The sequence below is a fragment of the Gordonia sp. NPDC062954 genome (assembly GCF_044543825.1).
GTDB lineage: Bacteria > Actinomycetota > Actinomycetes > Mycobacteriales > Mycobacteriaceae > Gordonia > Gordonia tangerina.
Genome location: NZ_JBITWL010000005.1, coordinates 86,869 through 100,880, shown reverse-complemented (window position 1 = coordinate 100,880; position 14,012 = coordinate 86,869). Strand labels below are relative to the sequence as shown.

Here is a 14,012-nt window from a genome sequence, read left to right as displayed (position 1 = left end):
TGTCGGTGTCGGCCGCGGCGATCGTCAGGCTGCGCCCGACGCGTCGGCCTCGTCGGGGTATGCCGCGACCATCAGCGACGCCACTGCCGACAGCACCTCCGACCACGCCGCGGTCATCTCCGCGGTCCAATGCGGGTCGCCGACTTCGGACATGGTGGCGATCATGCACTCGGCGACCGCGCCGTACATCGGTTCGGTCACCCCCAACTCGGCGTGACGGCGGCCCAGCGTGCCCAGTGTCGACGAGAGCCACGCGGAATCCTCGAGATGATCGACCACCGCGATGATGGCCGTGCGCAACATCGCGGCTTGCGGACGCACGCCCCGACTGAACATGGGTTGTACCTCGGGATATCGCTCGAAGAGCACCTCATAGAACCGGACGGTGAGGCCGTCGTCGGGTAGGTCCACCAGCGCCAGACTGCGCTCGAGAAGAATTTTGTCCATGCGACGATCGTGGTGAACCGCTGTTACCTGGCAATTACCGCGACGGCACAACGGGTCGCCGCACCGGTAACACCAACCTCACAGCCGCTCGGATCACCGACGTCGCCGACGGGTCTGGTCACGTCGCGTCTCGTCGATTAGTGTTTCGGGGAGTAACACTCACATCGGTCAGCACGATCGACGATTCGGCCCGGGGGCGGAAGCGATGACAGAGACGGCACGACCCGACCACGATGTGGTGATCGTCGGGGCGGGCTTCGGCGGGTTGGGTGCCGCAATCGAGTTCAAGAGCCTGGGTTTCGAGAACATCGCCATCCTCGAGCGCGAGCAGGATCTCGGTGGCACCTGGCACGTCAACCACTATCCCGGCCTGGCCGTCGACATCGCCTCGGTCACCTACTCGTACTCGTTCGAACCGAACCCGTATTGGTCGCGGCTGTTCGCGCCGGGAGTCGAACTCAAGCGTTACGCCCATCACGTCGCCGACAGCTACGACCTGAAGCGACACATGCAGTTCGACACCACGGTGACGCGGGCGGAATGGGATGAGCGCGAGCGACTCTGGCGGGTCGCCACGGCCGACGGTGCGACGCGAACGTGCCGCTATCTGGTCACTGCCACGGGGTTCCTCTCCCAACCGCACACGCCTGACTTTCCGGGTCTCGACACGTTCGGCGGAAAGATCATCCACACCACTGCCTGGGAGGATGGCCACGACTTCACCGGTGAGCGGGCGGCGATCGTGGGCACCGGCGCCACCGCGGTCCAGCTGATACCCGAGATCGCCCGCCAGGCAGAAACTCTCACCGTGTTCCAGCGGACGCCGATCTGGGTGGTGCCGAAAGTCGATTTCGGAATCCCGGCGCCTGTCCAGAAGATCTTCGCCCGGGTGCCGATTACCCAGCGCCTGGCCCGGATGGTGAACACCGCCGCACTCGAGGCCCTGATGGTGTTCGGGGTCCTGCACTTCAAGCAGGCCAGAATCGGCAACCGGGGAGCAGAGCTGTTGGCGCGTGCGCACCTGCGCGCCCAGGTGCGCGACCGGAGTACCCGAGCGGCACTGACTCCGACGTACGACTTCGGCTGCAAACGGCCGACGTTCTCCAACAGCTACCTGCGCGCCTTCAACGATCCGCATGTCTCTCTGCAGACGAGCTCCATCGACCGGGTGGAACCGGGAGCGATCATCACCACCGATGGCGACCGCACCGAGGTCGACGTTCTGGTCCTGGCCACCGGTTTCGATCTCTGGGGAACCAACTTTCCGGCGTTCGACATCGTCGGGCGGGATGGACGCGATCTCGGCACCTGGTGGCGAGAGAACCGGTTTCAGGCGTACGAGGGTATCGCCATGCCGAGTTTCCCCAACCTGCTCTCGCTGAACAGTCCGTACTCCTACAGCGGGTTGTCGTACTTCACGACGATCGAAGGGCAGATGACCCACATCCGTCGGCTGTTCGGTGAGTTGCGGCAGCGGCAGGCCACGACCTTCGAAGTGACCGAGGAGGCCAACGCGGAATTCCTGGCCCGGGTCACCGAGAAGTTGCAGTCCTCGGTGTTCTACAACGGCGACTGTTCGTCGGCCCGAAGCTATTACTTCAACCAGCACGGTGAGGCGGCGTTGTTGCGGCCGAGTTCCACTCTGTCCACGCGGCGCGAGATGGACGGGTTCCCGCTCGACGACTATCGGTACCGCTGACCCACCGTCAGCGGGCTGGGTCGGGGACATGCTGCCGACGCCCCATCGCCGCAGCAATGCCGCCATATCCTAGAATCATGCGTGCCTGGGAAGTGAGCGCTCCGGCGCCGATCGAGCACCACCCGCTGCGGTTGGTGCGCAAAGATGTGCCGGTGGTGGGTGACGACGAACTGCTCGTTCGTGTCCTCGCATGCGGCGTGTGCCGCACCGATCTGCATGTGGCCGAAGGGGATCTCCCACTGCATCGAGATCGGGTGACCCCTGGGCACGAGGTAGTGGGGGAGGTGGCAGCGCTGGGTGCGCGGGTCACCGAGTTCGCCGTCGGTGACCGCGTCGGGGTGGCGTGGCTGCACCGAACCGATGGCACTTGCGACTACTGTCGGCGTGGCGACGAGAATCTCTGTCCGGCATCGTCCTACACCGGGTGGGACCATGATGGCGGCTATGCCGACTTCACCACCGTGCCTGCGCCGTTCGCGTATCGCCTGCCCGCCGACCTGGAGACCGTCGCCGCGGCCCCGCTGCTCTGCGCCGGCATCATCGGTTATCGTGCGCTCAAGCGGGCGAGCCGGCCCGACCTGGGTGCCGAGTTCGGCTTCGAGATCCCGCACCGATTGGGCCTCTACGGCTTCGGTGGCAGTGCACACCTCTGTGCGCAGGTCGCGATCGCCCTGGGCGCCAGGGTGCATGTGATGACCCGCGGCGAACAGTCACGGGAGCTAGCGCGACGCCTGGGGGCGACGTCGGTGGGCGCCACCGACGCTGCCCCGCCGGAGCCACTGGACGCCGCCATCACATTCGCTCCGGTGGGTGAGCTGGTGCCGGTGGCGATGCGCGTCCTCGATCGCGGTGGCGTCCTGGCCATTGCGGGCATTCACCTGAGTGATGTTCCGCCGCTGAACTATCAGCGAGAGCTTTTCTACGAAAGAGAGATCCGCTCGGTCACCGCGAACACCAGGGCCGACGGCGAGGAGTTCCTGACACTTGCCGCACGCCATGGCGTGCACGCGACCACCCACCCCTATCCGCTGTCGGGGGCTGATGAGGCGCTCGCCGACCTGAAAGCGGGACGCTTCGACGGTGCCGCGGTCCTCGTGCCCGACTGACCGCGGGCCGCTCAGACCGGTTCCAACAGTTCCGGCCCGTTGTTGGCAACCCGGTTCACCAGCGGGGCCACCTCGCGGACGTCGATCGCGTCGGCGATCGCCTCGCTCGGCGGTGCGAACAGTTCGGCGGGGGCGGTGTGGTCCGGGTCGAGCCACGGATCCCAATTCTCGAAGGGCATGATCAGCGGCATGCGGTCGTGAATATCGCGCAGGTGTCCGACGGCGTCGGTCGTGAGGATGGAACAACTCAGTAACGGTGGTGTGTCCCGTGCGGCGTCCTTCGGGCGCCACACCGACCACAGACCGGCCATGAATAGTCGGGTCCCATCGTGGGGGGACATGAAGAACGGCACCTTGGTGGGTTTGCCCTTCGCATCGGCGGGGCCCTTCTTCCACTCATACCAACCGTCCATCGGGACCAGACACCGCTTGGACTTCACCGAGGAGCGGAACGAACTCTTCTCCGCCGCGCTCTCCGCGCGAGCGTTGAACAGCAGCGGGCCTTTGCCGACCTCCCTGGCCCATGGCGGCACCAGGCCCCAGCGCATCGCGCGGATGCGCAGCGCCGGGTCGTCGTCGGCATCGTCGGGTGCGTGACGCCGCACCACGGTCATCACCGTGGTGGTGGGTGCGACGTTGTAGTTCGGGCCGGGGGACCGTCCGGACGTGCCTCGTTCGGCCGACACTGGCTCATTGTTCGCGGACCCGTCCTTCGCCGATTTGTCATCAGCCGATTCGTCGCCCGCCGGGTCGAGGGGAACGGGCACCTCGTTGATCGCATCGATCTCCGCGGCGAGCTTCGCCGGGTCGGTGGTCACCGCATATCGTCCGCACATGGTCTCCATGCTGGCACGAACCCCCGACACGGACCCATGACACGATTCCACTGACACTCACACCGCGACCCCTCACACGGCGATCACTCACACCGCGATGTCGGCGGTCACGGCATTCGTCGCCGCGACGAGGTCGCCGGGAGCGAGTCCGATCTCCATACCCCGCCGACCGGCACTGCAGTACACCGTCGACCAGTCGAGCGCGGATCTGTCCACGACCGTGGGCAGCGCCGTGCGCTGGCCGAGCGGTGACACCCCGCCGAAGACGTAGCCGGTCGAGCGGGTGACCGCCTTCTCGGCGGCCATCGCCGCCTTGGATGTGCCCTTGGTGACATCTGCCAACGCCGCGGCGGCTGCTTTCAGCGACAGTCGGCGCGGTACCGGCACCACTGCGACCGCCAGGTGACCGCCGAGATCGATCACCAAGGTCTTGAAGACCTGATCCGGACTTATCCCGAGGGCATCGGCGAGCGCAGCGACCGCCTCGGCGCCGTACGCGTCGCTGTTCTTGTCGTGGGTGTAGCGGTGCACGCTGTAGGCGATACCTGCGCGTTCGAGTGCCGTCACCGCGGGTGTTGCGGCCATCATCTCGCTCCGTTCTGCTGGCTGTGCTGCCGATCCGTACATCGCATGGAACATTTGCCGTGCACACACTGTTGACGCATGTGTCGACGACGCGGGCAACCGGCGGTGGCCGCTCGTCAACCGAACATTCCCGACTCACACGGAAGGTCGAACAGCCATATGAGTAGCACTGGTCTGGTCGAACCCACCAGCGCGGTTCACGAGTCAGCATCCCAGGTGGGCGTCGCGCCCGGCGCGGCATCGGTAAGCTGGTCCGACAGTGGGATCTCCAACGGGATCGTGGCCCCGGACACCCGATGGGTGCTGCGGGCACCGACCTCGATCCCAGCGAACGCCGTCACCGAAGGGATCGTAGTGACCGAACCCGAGTCGCAGGACCAGGCGCCCGCCGATGCGGCCGATGCGGACTCGAAGCGCACATCCAGAGTCGGGTCGCAGGCGCCGCGCCGAGCCGATCCGGGCGAGTCGCCCGAGGCGTTGACGGAGCGTTTCGAGCGTGACGCGTTGCCGTTGCTCGACCAGATGTACGGCGCAGCACTGCGGATGACCCGTAATCCGGCCGATGCCGAAGACCTGGTTCAGGAGACCTACGTCAAGGCCTTCTCGGCCTTCTCGTCCTTCCGGGAGGGCACCAACCTCAAGGCGTGGCTTTATCGGATCCTGACCAACACCTACATCAACGGATATCGCAAGAAGCAGCGTCAACCGGCGCAGTATCCCACTGACGAGATCACCGATTGGCAGTTGGCGGCGACGGCCGAACACTCGTCGACCGGACTTCGCTCAGCGGAGATCGAGGCGCTCGAAGCCCTACCCGACGACGACATCAAGGCCGCGCTGCAGGAACTCCCGGAGGACTTCCGGATGGCGGTGTACTACGCCGACGTGGAAGGTCTGCCTTACAAGGAGATCGCGGAGATCATGGACACGCCGATCGGAACCGTCATGTCCCGGCTGCATCGTGGCCGGCGCCAGTTGCGCGATCTACTCGCCGACGTCGCCCGTGAGCGCGGCTTCAACCGCGCCGCACGCAACTCCGAGAGCGGGGTGAAGAGATGAGCGGCACACAGCGAAGTGATGATCAGGGTGGCGACATGGATCCTGAGTTCGTCGAACTCGACTGCTCCGCGGTGATCGCGGATGTCTGGTTGCTCCTCGACGACGAGTGCGATGCCGATGCACGGTCACGTCTGCAGGAGCATCTCGACACCTGCCCATCGTGTTTTGCCCATTACGGCATCGAGCAGCAGATGAAGACTCTGATCAACCGGAAGTGCGGCGGCGATCACGCACCCGAAGGGCTGCGTGAGCGGTTGCGTGTCGAGATCCGTCGGACCGTGATCGTGCGGGAGTCGGGTACCGACTGACCCGGTTGGGCGACGTCACCACGGGCTGGTGACGTCCGCACCTCACCTGCCCCACGGCGGTCGAGAGAACCCGAAAAAACGCCGAGAGCATCCACCCCTTCGCAGAGAAGTGACTCTCTGTTCCAAAGGTGGATGCTCTCGGCGTTTTTTCGGGTTCTCTCGACGCGTACCGCGTCAGACCACACCCTCAAGCTCGCTACCCGAGTCGAAACTCAGGAGTTGGGACGCTTGCCGTGGTTGGCAGCGTTCTTCTTACGAGCGCGCTTCTTGCGTCCGCGCTTGCCCATGACGGACCTCCTTCGTACTGTGTGCGGGTCTGATTGTCCCACGTGTGGCATGCGTGATCACAATCGCCTGTCGTCGCGCCGCCGTGTGCGTCGGCTAGGTTATGACCATGGCTGAAGACGTCGTGGCGGAGATCGTCGCCAGCGTGCTGGAAGTACGGGCGAGCGCCGGGCAGCAGGTCGAGGTGGGCGACACCCTGGTGCTCCTCGAATCGATGAAGATGGAGATCCCGGTCCTGGCGGAGGAACCGGGCACCTTGGCCGATGTCAAGGTCGTGGTCGGTGATGTGATCCAGGCCGGCGACATCATCGCCGTCTACGAATGAACGGTGCGGGCAGGCGATTGCGTTCGCCGGACCGCTCGGCTGAGTAGCCCCAGCTATGTCGACGCTGGCAGATCTTCTGGCAGAACACACGCAGCTGTCCGACGCCGCGGCAGCCCACCTGCAGCGTCTGGTCGCGGAATGGCAGTTACTGGCCGATCTGTCGTTCGCGGACCTGCTGATGTCGGTGCGGACCGAGAACGGCGACATGGTGACGGTGGCACAATGTCGCCCGAACACCGCGTCGACCGTCTTTCCGAGCGATGAGGTCGGTTCGGTGGCCGACCGCGCGATGAATTCGCAACTGGACCGGGCATTCTTCGCCGACCGGGTGTTGCGTGACGAGGACCCGGAGTGGTTCGGTTCGGTGGCGATTCGTCGCGAAGCGGTTCCGGTGGGGTTTCCCGGCGCCGACGGAGCGATCGCGGTTCTCACGCGCGCGGTGGATCTGACCCATCCACGGTTGCCGTCACCTCTCGAGCTGGCCTATCAGGACTCGGCGAACGATCTGTGTCAGATGGTCGCCGATGGGACCTTTCCGCATCAAGAGGGCAATCCGCGCGGTCTGTCCACACCCCGCGCGGGTGACGGATTCGTCCGGGTCGACGAGCACGGGATGGTCGTCTATGCCAGCCCCAACGCGTTGTCTGCGTTCCACCGGATGGGGTGGAGTGCGGAACTGACGCACACCCGGCTGTCGGAGGTGACGTCGGCGTTGTTGACCGATCGGTTCGAATCCGAGGATGTGGCCACCATGATCGATGCGGCAGCGGGGGTCACCGCGCCGCCGGTGACGCCGTACCGCGACGTCGGGATGCGGATGGAGGCCGATGCCAGTCGGGCGACCGTGCTCATCCGTGCGGTACCGCTGCATCCGCGGGCCGTCGATACCGGCGCGGTGGTGTTGATCCGCGACGTCACCGAGGTCAAACGACGTGACCTCGCGTTGATCAGCAAGGATGCGACGATCCGCGAGATCCACCATCGGGTCAAGAACAATTTGCAATCGGTGTCGGCGCTGTTGCGTCTGCAGGCACGGCGCACCTCCAACCCGGAGGCGCGCGGCGCGCTGACCGAGGCGGTACGCAGGGTGGCGTCTATCGCCCTCGTGCACGAATTGCTCTCCGGCAGTGTTGACGAGGAGGTTGATCTCGACGAGGTCGTCGATCGGTTGGTGCCGATCCTGGTCGATGTCGCCTCCAGGGATGCCAGAGTGCAAGTGCGGCATCGTGATCGACTCGGTGTGCTCTCGGCGGAGCTCGCGATGCCGCTGGTGATGGTGCTCACAGAACTGATCCAGAACGCGATCGAGCACGGCTTCGATGATGGCGCCGCCGACAGCGAGATCGAGATCGTGGCCCACCGGGATGTCCGAACACTCCGTATCGCCATACGTGACAATGGTTTCGGGCTACCCGCTCATTTCGACATGAGCACCTCGGATCGACTCGGCCTGCAGATCGTGCAGACCATGGTGTCGATCGAACTCGGTGGCACCCTGGCCATGGGAGCGAATCCCGCGGGCCGGGGCGCCGAGGTGAGTGTGACGATCCCGTTGCGCTGAAGCGAACCTGCTGATGGCCGAGATCGTATGTCCCACAGACGAAGAGACCCGGCCGGGGCCGGGTCTCTTCGATGTCGCCGTGGCGACTGGAGGCTGTGGCCCCTGTCAGACGCTGCTCCGCGTCCGCGTCCGCGCGGTGCGCCGTTTGAGCGCGCGCCGCTCGTCCTCGCTCATTCCTCCCCAGACGCCTGCGTCCTGCCCGGACTCCAGGGCCCACGAGAGGCATTCGGCCGTGACGGGGCACCGGGCGCAGACGAGCTTCGCATCAGCGATCTGTGCGATGGCCGGTCCGCTGGTCCCCACCGGGAAGAACAGCTCCGGATCTTCGTCGCGACAGATTGCTTTGTGACGCCAGTCCATTCCTTCTCCTTCAGGTGCTTGACGCACCACTCGACAACTACCAATGTCTGGTTTGTTGTGGCTGTAACCGCTAGTTCACGCGGACCCACCAAATGTTTCCGCACTGTTGCTTGTGAATACTTTCACGAATCCAGGCGAAGTCAATGGTGTTCCGTTAACACGTGTGCAATATCACTGTTCGGTGACCCTCCCCGAGGGGGGTGGCTGCACTTGGTTGCGCACCGATGTACTACTCTACTGGGGTTTGTGGCTGCTTTGGTGTGATTTTCGCTGGTCGCCGAAAGAAATCCCTGGTGGTCTTCGAGTCATAGTCGGTAGTCTGTGAGGCATGCCACGACGACGACGTTGATCCTCATCACACCGACAGCGCTCCCGGCGACGGGCTGAGGGCGCCGACCGGCTGAGCGTGGCCGCCTCGGTCGCGGCACTGGCCGAGGACGCGATCCCGCTCTACCCACTGTATGCGGTCATGTTCGCCGACCCCGACGTCGTCGGGGCCGGACTCTCACCCGCGTCGATCTCCGTGCTGTTCATCATCTGGTCGGCGTGCTCCTTTCTCTTCGAGATCCCGACCGGGCTACTTGCCGACCGTGTCTCGCGTCGCCCGCTGCTCGTCGTGGGTCCGCTGGTGACCGGGGCAGGCTTTGCGCTGTGGACCTGGTGGCCGTCGTTCGGGGCGTTCGCTGCGGGCTTCGTGTTGTGGTCGGCGGGCTCGGCGCTGCGCTCCGGCACGACGCAAGCGCTGCTCTACGACACCCTGGCCGCCCGAGGGCACGCCGTGCGCTATGCGGCGCTGGCCGGCCGACTGCGCGCATTCGGTGCCTGCGGTGTGCTGGTGGGCACGGTGTCGGCGGTGCCGTTGGCGGCGTGGGGCGGATACCAGGCGGCCGGCGCGGCGAGCGTCGCGGCGTGCGTGGTCTGCGCGGTCGCGTCGTGGGCACTGCCCGAAGAGCGGGCACCCGTCGGTGACGTGGACGATCTCGCGCGAGGCGACGGCGACGGAGCCGACCGGGAAACGGATGCCGAGCACGGCGTCGCGTGGACCGTCTCGGTGACGGCCATCCGCATGCTGTGCACCGACCGGGCGCTGGGCGGGCTGTTTCTGCTGGTGATCGCGCTCACCTGGGTATCAGCACTTGACGAGTATCTGCCGCTGCTCGCCGACGAGATGTGGCATGGGGGCCGGTGGGGATGGCCCCCTTCCATCGGGGTCCCCGTTGCGATGATCGTGGTTGCCGTCGGGGACATCGTCGGTGGCTGGGCGGCACAGCGGACCCGAATCGAGCGGCTCACCGCGCGGGGCACGGCGCCGTGGCTGCTCTTGGGCGCAGCGGCACTGGCAGTCGGCTCGTGGTGGGCCCATCCGGCCGGAATCGTGTTGGTTGCGGGTGCCTTCGCGATCTTCGGCTGGGCGTTCGTGATGGCCGAGGCGATGATGCAGCGGCGGGTTCGGTCCGAAGTAAGGGCCACCACCTCGTCGGTGGTCGGCGTGGGGGAGGAGGTGATCGCCGTGGTGGCGTTCGGTGCCTGGGCGCTGGGATCGGGCTGGTGGCCCCCATCGGTGTTGTTCGCCGTCGCGGCGGTGCCCTATGCCGTGCTGGGTGTGCTGCTCGGCGTCGGAGTGGGGGCCACCACGGCGAGAGCGTCGGCGCGATACCCGAAATCGACCGCATGATGGGCGCCGATGTAGTCGCCGTCCATCTGGACGTCGATGGGTTCCTCGGCGCGGAACCGCACCCAGGCGACGTCGTCGTCGCGATGCAGATGGCGCGCTTTCGGCGTGCGATGGCTGAGCAGCCGGGCGGCCAGCGGGATATTGCGGGCGACGCCTGTCGACGTGGCCGCGAACACCCCGAGTCGCGTGTCGAAGCCGGTCGTCGGATTGGTGCGGATCTCGAAGTCGCCCAGGTAGGTCCACGGACTCGTGTTCGACACGAACGCGAACCGGACGCCGTCGATCGGGTCGAGGCCGGGCAATTCGACGGTGAACGACGAACGGTCCATCGCATTGCGCAGGAAGGACGCGACAGTCGTCCACAGGTAGCGCATCGGCGTGGCCGCCTTGCCGGCATGCCGCTTGTCCTCCATCGCATGCACGACGACGGCATCCATTCCCATACCGGTGTTGAACAGGAACCACCGATCGCGGGTGTGTCCCAGGCCGATGCGCCGGCACCCGCCGGCCTCTAGCAGTCCACTGAGCTGAGCGGTCGCCGCGAGTGGATCGGGTTCGATACCCAGGGTGCGCGCGAAGACGTTGGCACTGCCGCCCGGGATGACGCCGAGCGCCGGTAGCCGGCGGTCGGGATCTGGCATGGTGCTCGGCGGCCCCAGGATGCCGTTGACCGCTTCGTTGACCGAGCCATCGCCACCGTGGACGAGCACCACGTCGAATCCTTCGTCGACCGCACGGGCGGCCAGCTCGTGGGCGTGACCACGATGGGTGGTGTGTTCGACGTCGAGGGCGAACCGTGAACTCAGCGTGTGCGCCAGAGCGTCGCGGCCGGCCGGGGTGGTCGCGGTGGCGAAGGGGTTGACGATGAGCATCATGCGCACGAGATCCCACGATATGGGGTCCGGGCGTGTGACGTGCACCCGCCCATCTCCGTCGTCGCTCGCCACCCATAGTCTGGAGTGGTGAGCAGCAAGCAGGGCGCCGGTCGCGCAACAGGTGGTGACGGGCAGTCGGGGGCCGATTCCGCGGCGGCGCAGCGACCGCCGACCACCGTGCGAGCGGCCGGTGCGGTGACCGCGCTGGAGGGCGCCGTCGCCGTCGTCGTCGCGATTGTTCTCGCCATCCGCGAGGCGGCGGGCCATCGGGAGGCGTTCATCAGCGGCTACGGCACTGCGGCATGGTTCGGCATCATCGGCGGCGGAGTGTTGATCGGCGGCATCGCCCTGCTGACAGGTCGCCGATGGGGACGGGCGATCTCGGTGGTCGCCCAGATCCTGCTACTGCCGGTTGCCTATGCGCTGCTGACCGACAGCGGGCAGCCGTGGTTCGGTATCCCGCTGGCCATCGCGGCGCTGGCCGTGCTGGTGCTGATCTTCAGTCCGGCATCCACGCGATGGCTGGTCGGCGAGTACACCACCGACGACACCCCCGAGTCGGGAGCCGGCTCGCGACGACGACGCTGACCCGCGCGGTACCGATCACGGCCGGTTCGACTCGGGCCGGTCGGTAACGCGGGTTACCCCAGACGGGGTGAGTGATCGGCCGTACAGTTGAGGCCATGACCCGCATGCTGGCCATCGCGAATCAGAAGGGTGGGGTCGCCAAGACCACCACTGTCGCGTCATTGGGTGCGGCGCTGGCCGACCTTGACGTGTCGGTACTCGTGGTGGATCTCGATCCCCAAGGCTGTCTTACCTTCTCACTCGGGCACGACCCCGACCAGCTGGAGTCGTCGGTGCACGACGTGTTATTGGGTGAGGAGGAGATCGCCGACGTGTTGCTCGACACCGACGACAACGTGACGCTGTTGCCGGCGACCATCGACCTGGCCGGCGCCGAGGCGTTGTTGTTGATGCGGCCGGGGCGGGAGTACGCCCTCAAACGCGCACTCGCCGAGGTCGCCGAGGACTACGACGTCATCCTGATCGACTGTCCACCGTCACTGGGTGTGCTCACCCTCAACGGGCTCACCGCCGCCGACGAGGTGGTGGTTCCGCTGCAGTGCGAGACGCTGGCCCACCGCGGCGTCGGGCAACTGTTGCGCACAGTCAACGAGGTGCAACAGATCACCAACCCGGCGTTGACGACCCTGGGCGCGGTGGCCACCCTCTATGACGCGCGCACCACCCACAGCCGTGACGTGCTCGGTGATGTCGCCGACCGCTACGACCTGCCGGTTCTGGACCCACCGATACCGCGTACGGTGCGGTTCGCCGAGGCGTCGGCGTCGGGCACGTCGGTGATGCGCGGCCGGAAGAACAAGGGCGCCAACGCTTATCGTGGACTGGCCGAGAATCTCTGGAAGCATTGGGAGGCCGGGACACCGGTCCAGACTTTCGACACCGCCTGACGTCTGAATCTGTATCTATGAGCGGCGCAGCACTCCTGCGTGACCAGCCGGGTGCGCAGCGCCGACGATGCTCCCGAGCGGGGTGTGTGACGACCCGGCATCGTACGGCCGGGATCAGGCAGGGGAGTAGGACGTGACGGTTGGCCCCCACTGTTCGATGACGTCGGCGCCCAGCACCCGCAGAGCCACCGGCTCGTCGCGGCGGCCGTCTCGCGGCAGGGTCATCGCGCGCAGTTCGCGGCCGGTGGCCCCGTCGCGGACGCTGACGCCGTCGGCGGTCGGCAGGAGCAGCTGGCCGGCCATGACCTCGCCCGTCCCGATGGTGCCGGGGATCTGGTAGATGGGCCGAAGATCGGAAGCGTCCAGCACCACGGTGGCCGTGCCGGTGTAGAAGGTGGTCAGGCCGCCGCCGGTGACGACGACTCCATCACCGGGGGGTGCTTGCACCCCGTTGACAGTGTTCGTGGCGGTGGGTGCTCCGTTCGAGGAGAACTGCCGGATCGTCGGCGTTCGATTGCCGTCAGGCGTCGGGGTGTCCGCGTCGGGAAGCGGCGGGTCGCCGCCGCCGTCGTAGACCGCGATGGTCGAACTGGTCATCGCGATCAGGATCGGCGGTGGGCCCGCTGAACCATCGGTGATTATCGATGAACCGTACTGCTGCACATCCTCATCGTCGTCGAGGACGGCACCGAGCACGGTCAACCGGTAGCCAGGGTCATCGGCGCAGCGCTCGATGACCGCGACGCGGCTACCACCGACCGCGGACGACAGCAACTGGCAGTCAGAGCGGCCCGGCTGCACATCCGGGTTCACCGGTGCATCCACCCGGCCGTATTCGATTCCGCGCACCAGATTCGACCCCCACGTCTCCAGACGTGTAGGGCCCTGGGAGACAACGTAACCGGAGTCCGACAGGAGTCGGACCCGATCGTCGGCGTCACTGCTGCGGCCGCCCGTACGCTGTCCCGAGGAAGCATCGAGTGCGGTGATCTCGCCACAACCGCGCGAGTTGCGGTAGGCGGCGAGCACCTTGTTGTTGCTCGCCGGCCACGCCGCGATCGCCGCGCACAAGTCCAGGTTCCGGGTGTAGCGCCACAGTTCGCGTCCAGTCCGCGGGTCGCGGCCCGCCACGGTGCCGCCGTCGGCGGTCACCACGGTCGAGTTCGCGACGGCCGGGATCCGGGTGGCCGGCGACTGCGCCCGCCACGAAGGTGTGAGGGCCGTGGGCACCTGCGCCGACGGCTCGACCTCGGGTACCGGCGCGACGGCTTGTACGCTCTCGGTCTGCCGGACCGGACTGTTCGCCCAGACGAGCAGTCCGACGACGACGGTGACCACGATGATCGCCGCGGTGACCGCCAGGTCGACCGGGGTGCGACGCTCAGGTCGAATACGGGCCACGTGCCCTCCGGTCGC

At 66.5% G+C, this 14,012-nt stretch carries 16 protein-coding genes; 9 read left to right on the top strand and 7 right to left on the bottom strand.

Features of this window, described 5'->3' with window-relative positions:
- Positions 1–24: 24 nt before the first annotated feature.
- Positions 25–447, bottom strand: a complete 423-nt coding sequence (locus ACIGKQ_RS07250) for a globin domain-containing protein (RefSeq protein WP_287017017.1) — start codon at positions 445–447, stop codon at positions 25–27.
- Positions 448–652: 205 nt separating this feature from the next.
- Here ACIGKQ_RS07250 and ACIGKQ_RS07245 point away from each other — a divergent pair, with 205 nt between their 5' ends.
- Together ACIGKQ_RS07245 and ACIGKQ_RS07240 are read left to right on the top strand one after the other, a co-directional pair.
- On the top strand, positions 653–2,146 hold the full coding sequence (locus ACIGKQ_RS07245) for an NAD(P)/FAD-dependent oxidoreductase (RefSeq protein ID WP_287017018.1): 1,494 nt from the start codon (positions 653–655) through the stop codon (positions 2,144–2,146).
- 77 nt (positions 2,147–2,223) lie between these two features.
- Positions 2,224–3,252: a zinc-binding alcohol dehydrogenase family protein gene (locus ACIGKQ_RS07240; protein ID WP_396572950.1), complete on the top strand. Its 1,029-nt coding sequence runs from the start codon at positions 2,224–2,226 to the stop codon at positions 3,250–3,252.
- A gap of 11 nt (positions 3,253–3,263) precedes the next feature.
- Here ACIGKQ_RS07240 and ACIGKQ_RS07235 read toward each other — a convergent pair whose 3' ends face one another.
- Together ACIGKQ_RS07235 and ACIGKQ_RS07230 are read right to left on the bottom strand one after the other, a co-directional pair.
- Positions 3,264–4,088 carry an SOS response-associated peptidase gene (locus ACIGKQ_RS07235; protein ID WP_235724630.1) on the bottom strand — a complete coding sequence of 275 codons (825 nt, stop codon included), beginning with the start codon at positions 4,086–4,088 and terminating at the stop codon, positions 3,264–3,266.
- An 87-nt stretch (positions 4,089–4,175) separates the two neighbouring features.
- A complete protein-coding gene (locus ACIGKQ_RS07230) occupies positions 4,176–4,673 on the bottom strand; it encodes an aminoacyl-tRNA deacylase (protein WP_235724611.1) in 498 nt (165 codons plus the stop codon).
- 159 nt (positions 4,674–4,832) lie between these two features.
- On the opposite strand from ACIGKQ_RS07230, the gene ACIGKQ_RS07225 reads away from it, so the two are divergent.
- Together ACIGKQ_RS07225 and rsrA are read left to right on the top strand one after the other, a co-directional pair.
- Positions 4,833–5,732 (top strand): sigma-70 family RNA polymerase sigma factor, encoded by a 900-nt coding sequence (locus ACIGKQ_RS07225; RefSeq protein ID WP_396572947.1) that lies wholly within the window; start codon positions 4,833–4,835, stop codon positions 5,730–5,732.
- Positions 5,729–6,040, top strand: a complete 312-nt coding sequence (gene rsrA / locus ACIGKQ_RS07220) for a mycothiol system anti-sigma-R factor (protein ID WP_266062344.1) — start codon at positions 5,729–5,731, stop codon at positions 6,038–6,040. The genes ACIGKQ_RS07225 and rsrA overlap by 4 nt, the downstream gene beginning before the upstream one ends.
- Positions 6,041–6,252: 212 nt before the next feature.
- Here the strand turns inward: rsrA and ACIGKQ_RS07215 are convergent, their stop codons facing one another.
- Complete coding sequence (locus ACIGKQ_RS07215; protein ID WP_370452957.1) at positions 6,253–6,327, bottom strand: 50S ribosomal protein bL37; 75 nt, start codon at positions 6,325–6,327, stop codon at positions 6,253–6,255.
- Positions 6,328–6,434: 107 nt separating this feature from the next.
- Between ACIGKQ_RS07215 and ACIGKQ_RS07210 the strand changes: the two genes are divergently transcribed.
- Both ACIGKQ_RS07210 and ACIGKQ_RS07205 read left to right on the top strand, forming a co-directional pair.
- Positions 6,435–6,650, top strand: coding sequence for a biotin/lipoyl-binding carrier protein (locus ACIGKQ_RS07210; RefSeq protein ID WP_235724608.1), 216 nt, complete (start codon positions 6,435–6,437; stop codon positions 6,648–6,650).
- 55 nt (positions 6,651–6,705) lie between these two features.
- A complete protein-coding gene (locus tag ACIGKQ_RS07205; RefSeq protein WP_235724607.1) occupies positions 6,706–8,211 on the top strand; it encodes a sensor histidine kinase in 1,506 nt (501 codons plus the stop codon).
- Positions 8,212–8,316: 105 nt separating this feature from the next.
- On the opposite strand, the gene ACIGKQ_RS07200 is transcribed toward ACIGKQ_RS07205, so the two are convergent.
- Entirely contained in the window at positions 8,317–8,571 is a 255-nt protein-coding gene (locus ACIGKQ_RS07200; RefSeq protein WP_005170735.1) for a WhiB family transcriptional regulator, read from the bottom strand.
- 406 nt (positions 8,572–8,977) lie between these two features.
- Between ACIGKQ_RS07200 and ACIGKQ_RS07195 the strand changes: the two genes are divergently transcribed.
- On the top strand, positions 8,978–10,246 hold the full coding sequence (locus ACIGKQ_RS07195; protein ID WP_396572943.1) for an MFS transporter: 1,269 nt from the start codon (positions 8,978–8,980) through the stop codon (positions 10,244–10,246).
- On the opposite strand, the gene ACIGKQ_RS07190 is transcribed toward ACIGKQ_RS07195, so the two are convergent.
- Positions 10,159–11,118 carry a diacylglycerol/lipid kinase family protein gene (locus ACIGKQ_RS07190; protein WP_396573086.1) on the bottom strand — a complete coding sequence of 320 codons (960 nt, stop codon included), beginning with the start codon at positions 11,116–11,118 and terminating at the stop codon, positions 10,159–10,161. The genes ACIGKQ_RS07195 and ACIGKQ_RS07190 overlap by 88 nt on opposite strands.
- 180 nt (positions 11,119–11,298) lie before the next feature.
- On the opposite strand from ACIGKQ_RS07190, the gene ACIGKQ_RS07185 reads away from it, so the two are divergent.
- Together ACIGKQ_RS07185 and ACIGKQ_RS07180 are read left to right on the top strand one after the other, a co-directional pair.
- Positions 11,299–11,709 (top strand): hypothetical protein, encoded by a 411-nt coding sequence (locus ACIGKQ_RS07185; RefSeq protein ID WP_396573084.1) that lies wholly within the window; start codon positions 11,299–11,301, stop codon positions 11,707–11,709.
- A gap of 95 nt (positions 11,710–11,804) precedes the next feature.
- The gene (locus ACIGKQ_RS07180) at positions 11,805–12,596 is read left to right on the top strand and encodes a ParA family protein (RefSeq protein ID WP_235724604.1); all 792 of its coding nucleotides are present in this window, start codon (positions 11,805–11,807) and stop codon (positions 12,594–12,596) included.
- Positions 12,597–12,710: 114 nt separating this feature from the next.
- On the opposite strand, the gene ACIGKQ_RS07175 is transcribed toward ACIGKQ_RS07180, so the two are convergent.
- Positions 12,711–13,997 (bottom strand): hypothetical protein, encoded by a 1,287-nt coding sequence (locus tag ACIGKQ_RS07175; RefSeq protein ID WP_396572942.1) that lies wholly within the window; start codon positions 13,995–13,997, stop codon positions 12,711–12,713.
- Positions 13,998–14,012 lie beyond the last annotated feature (15 nt).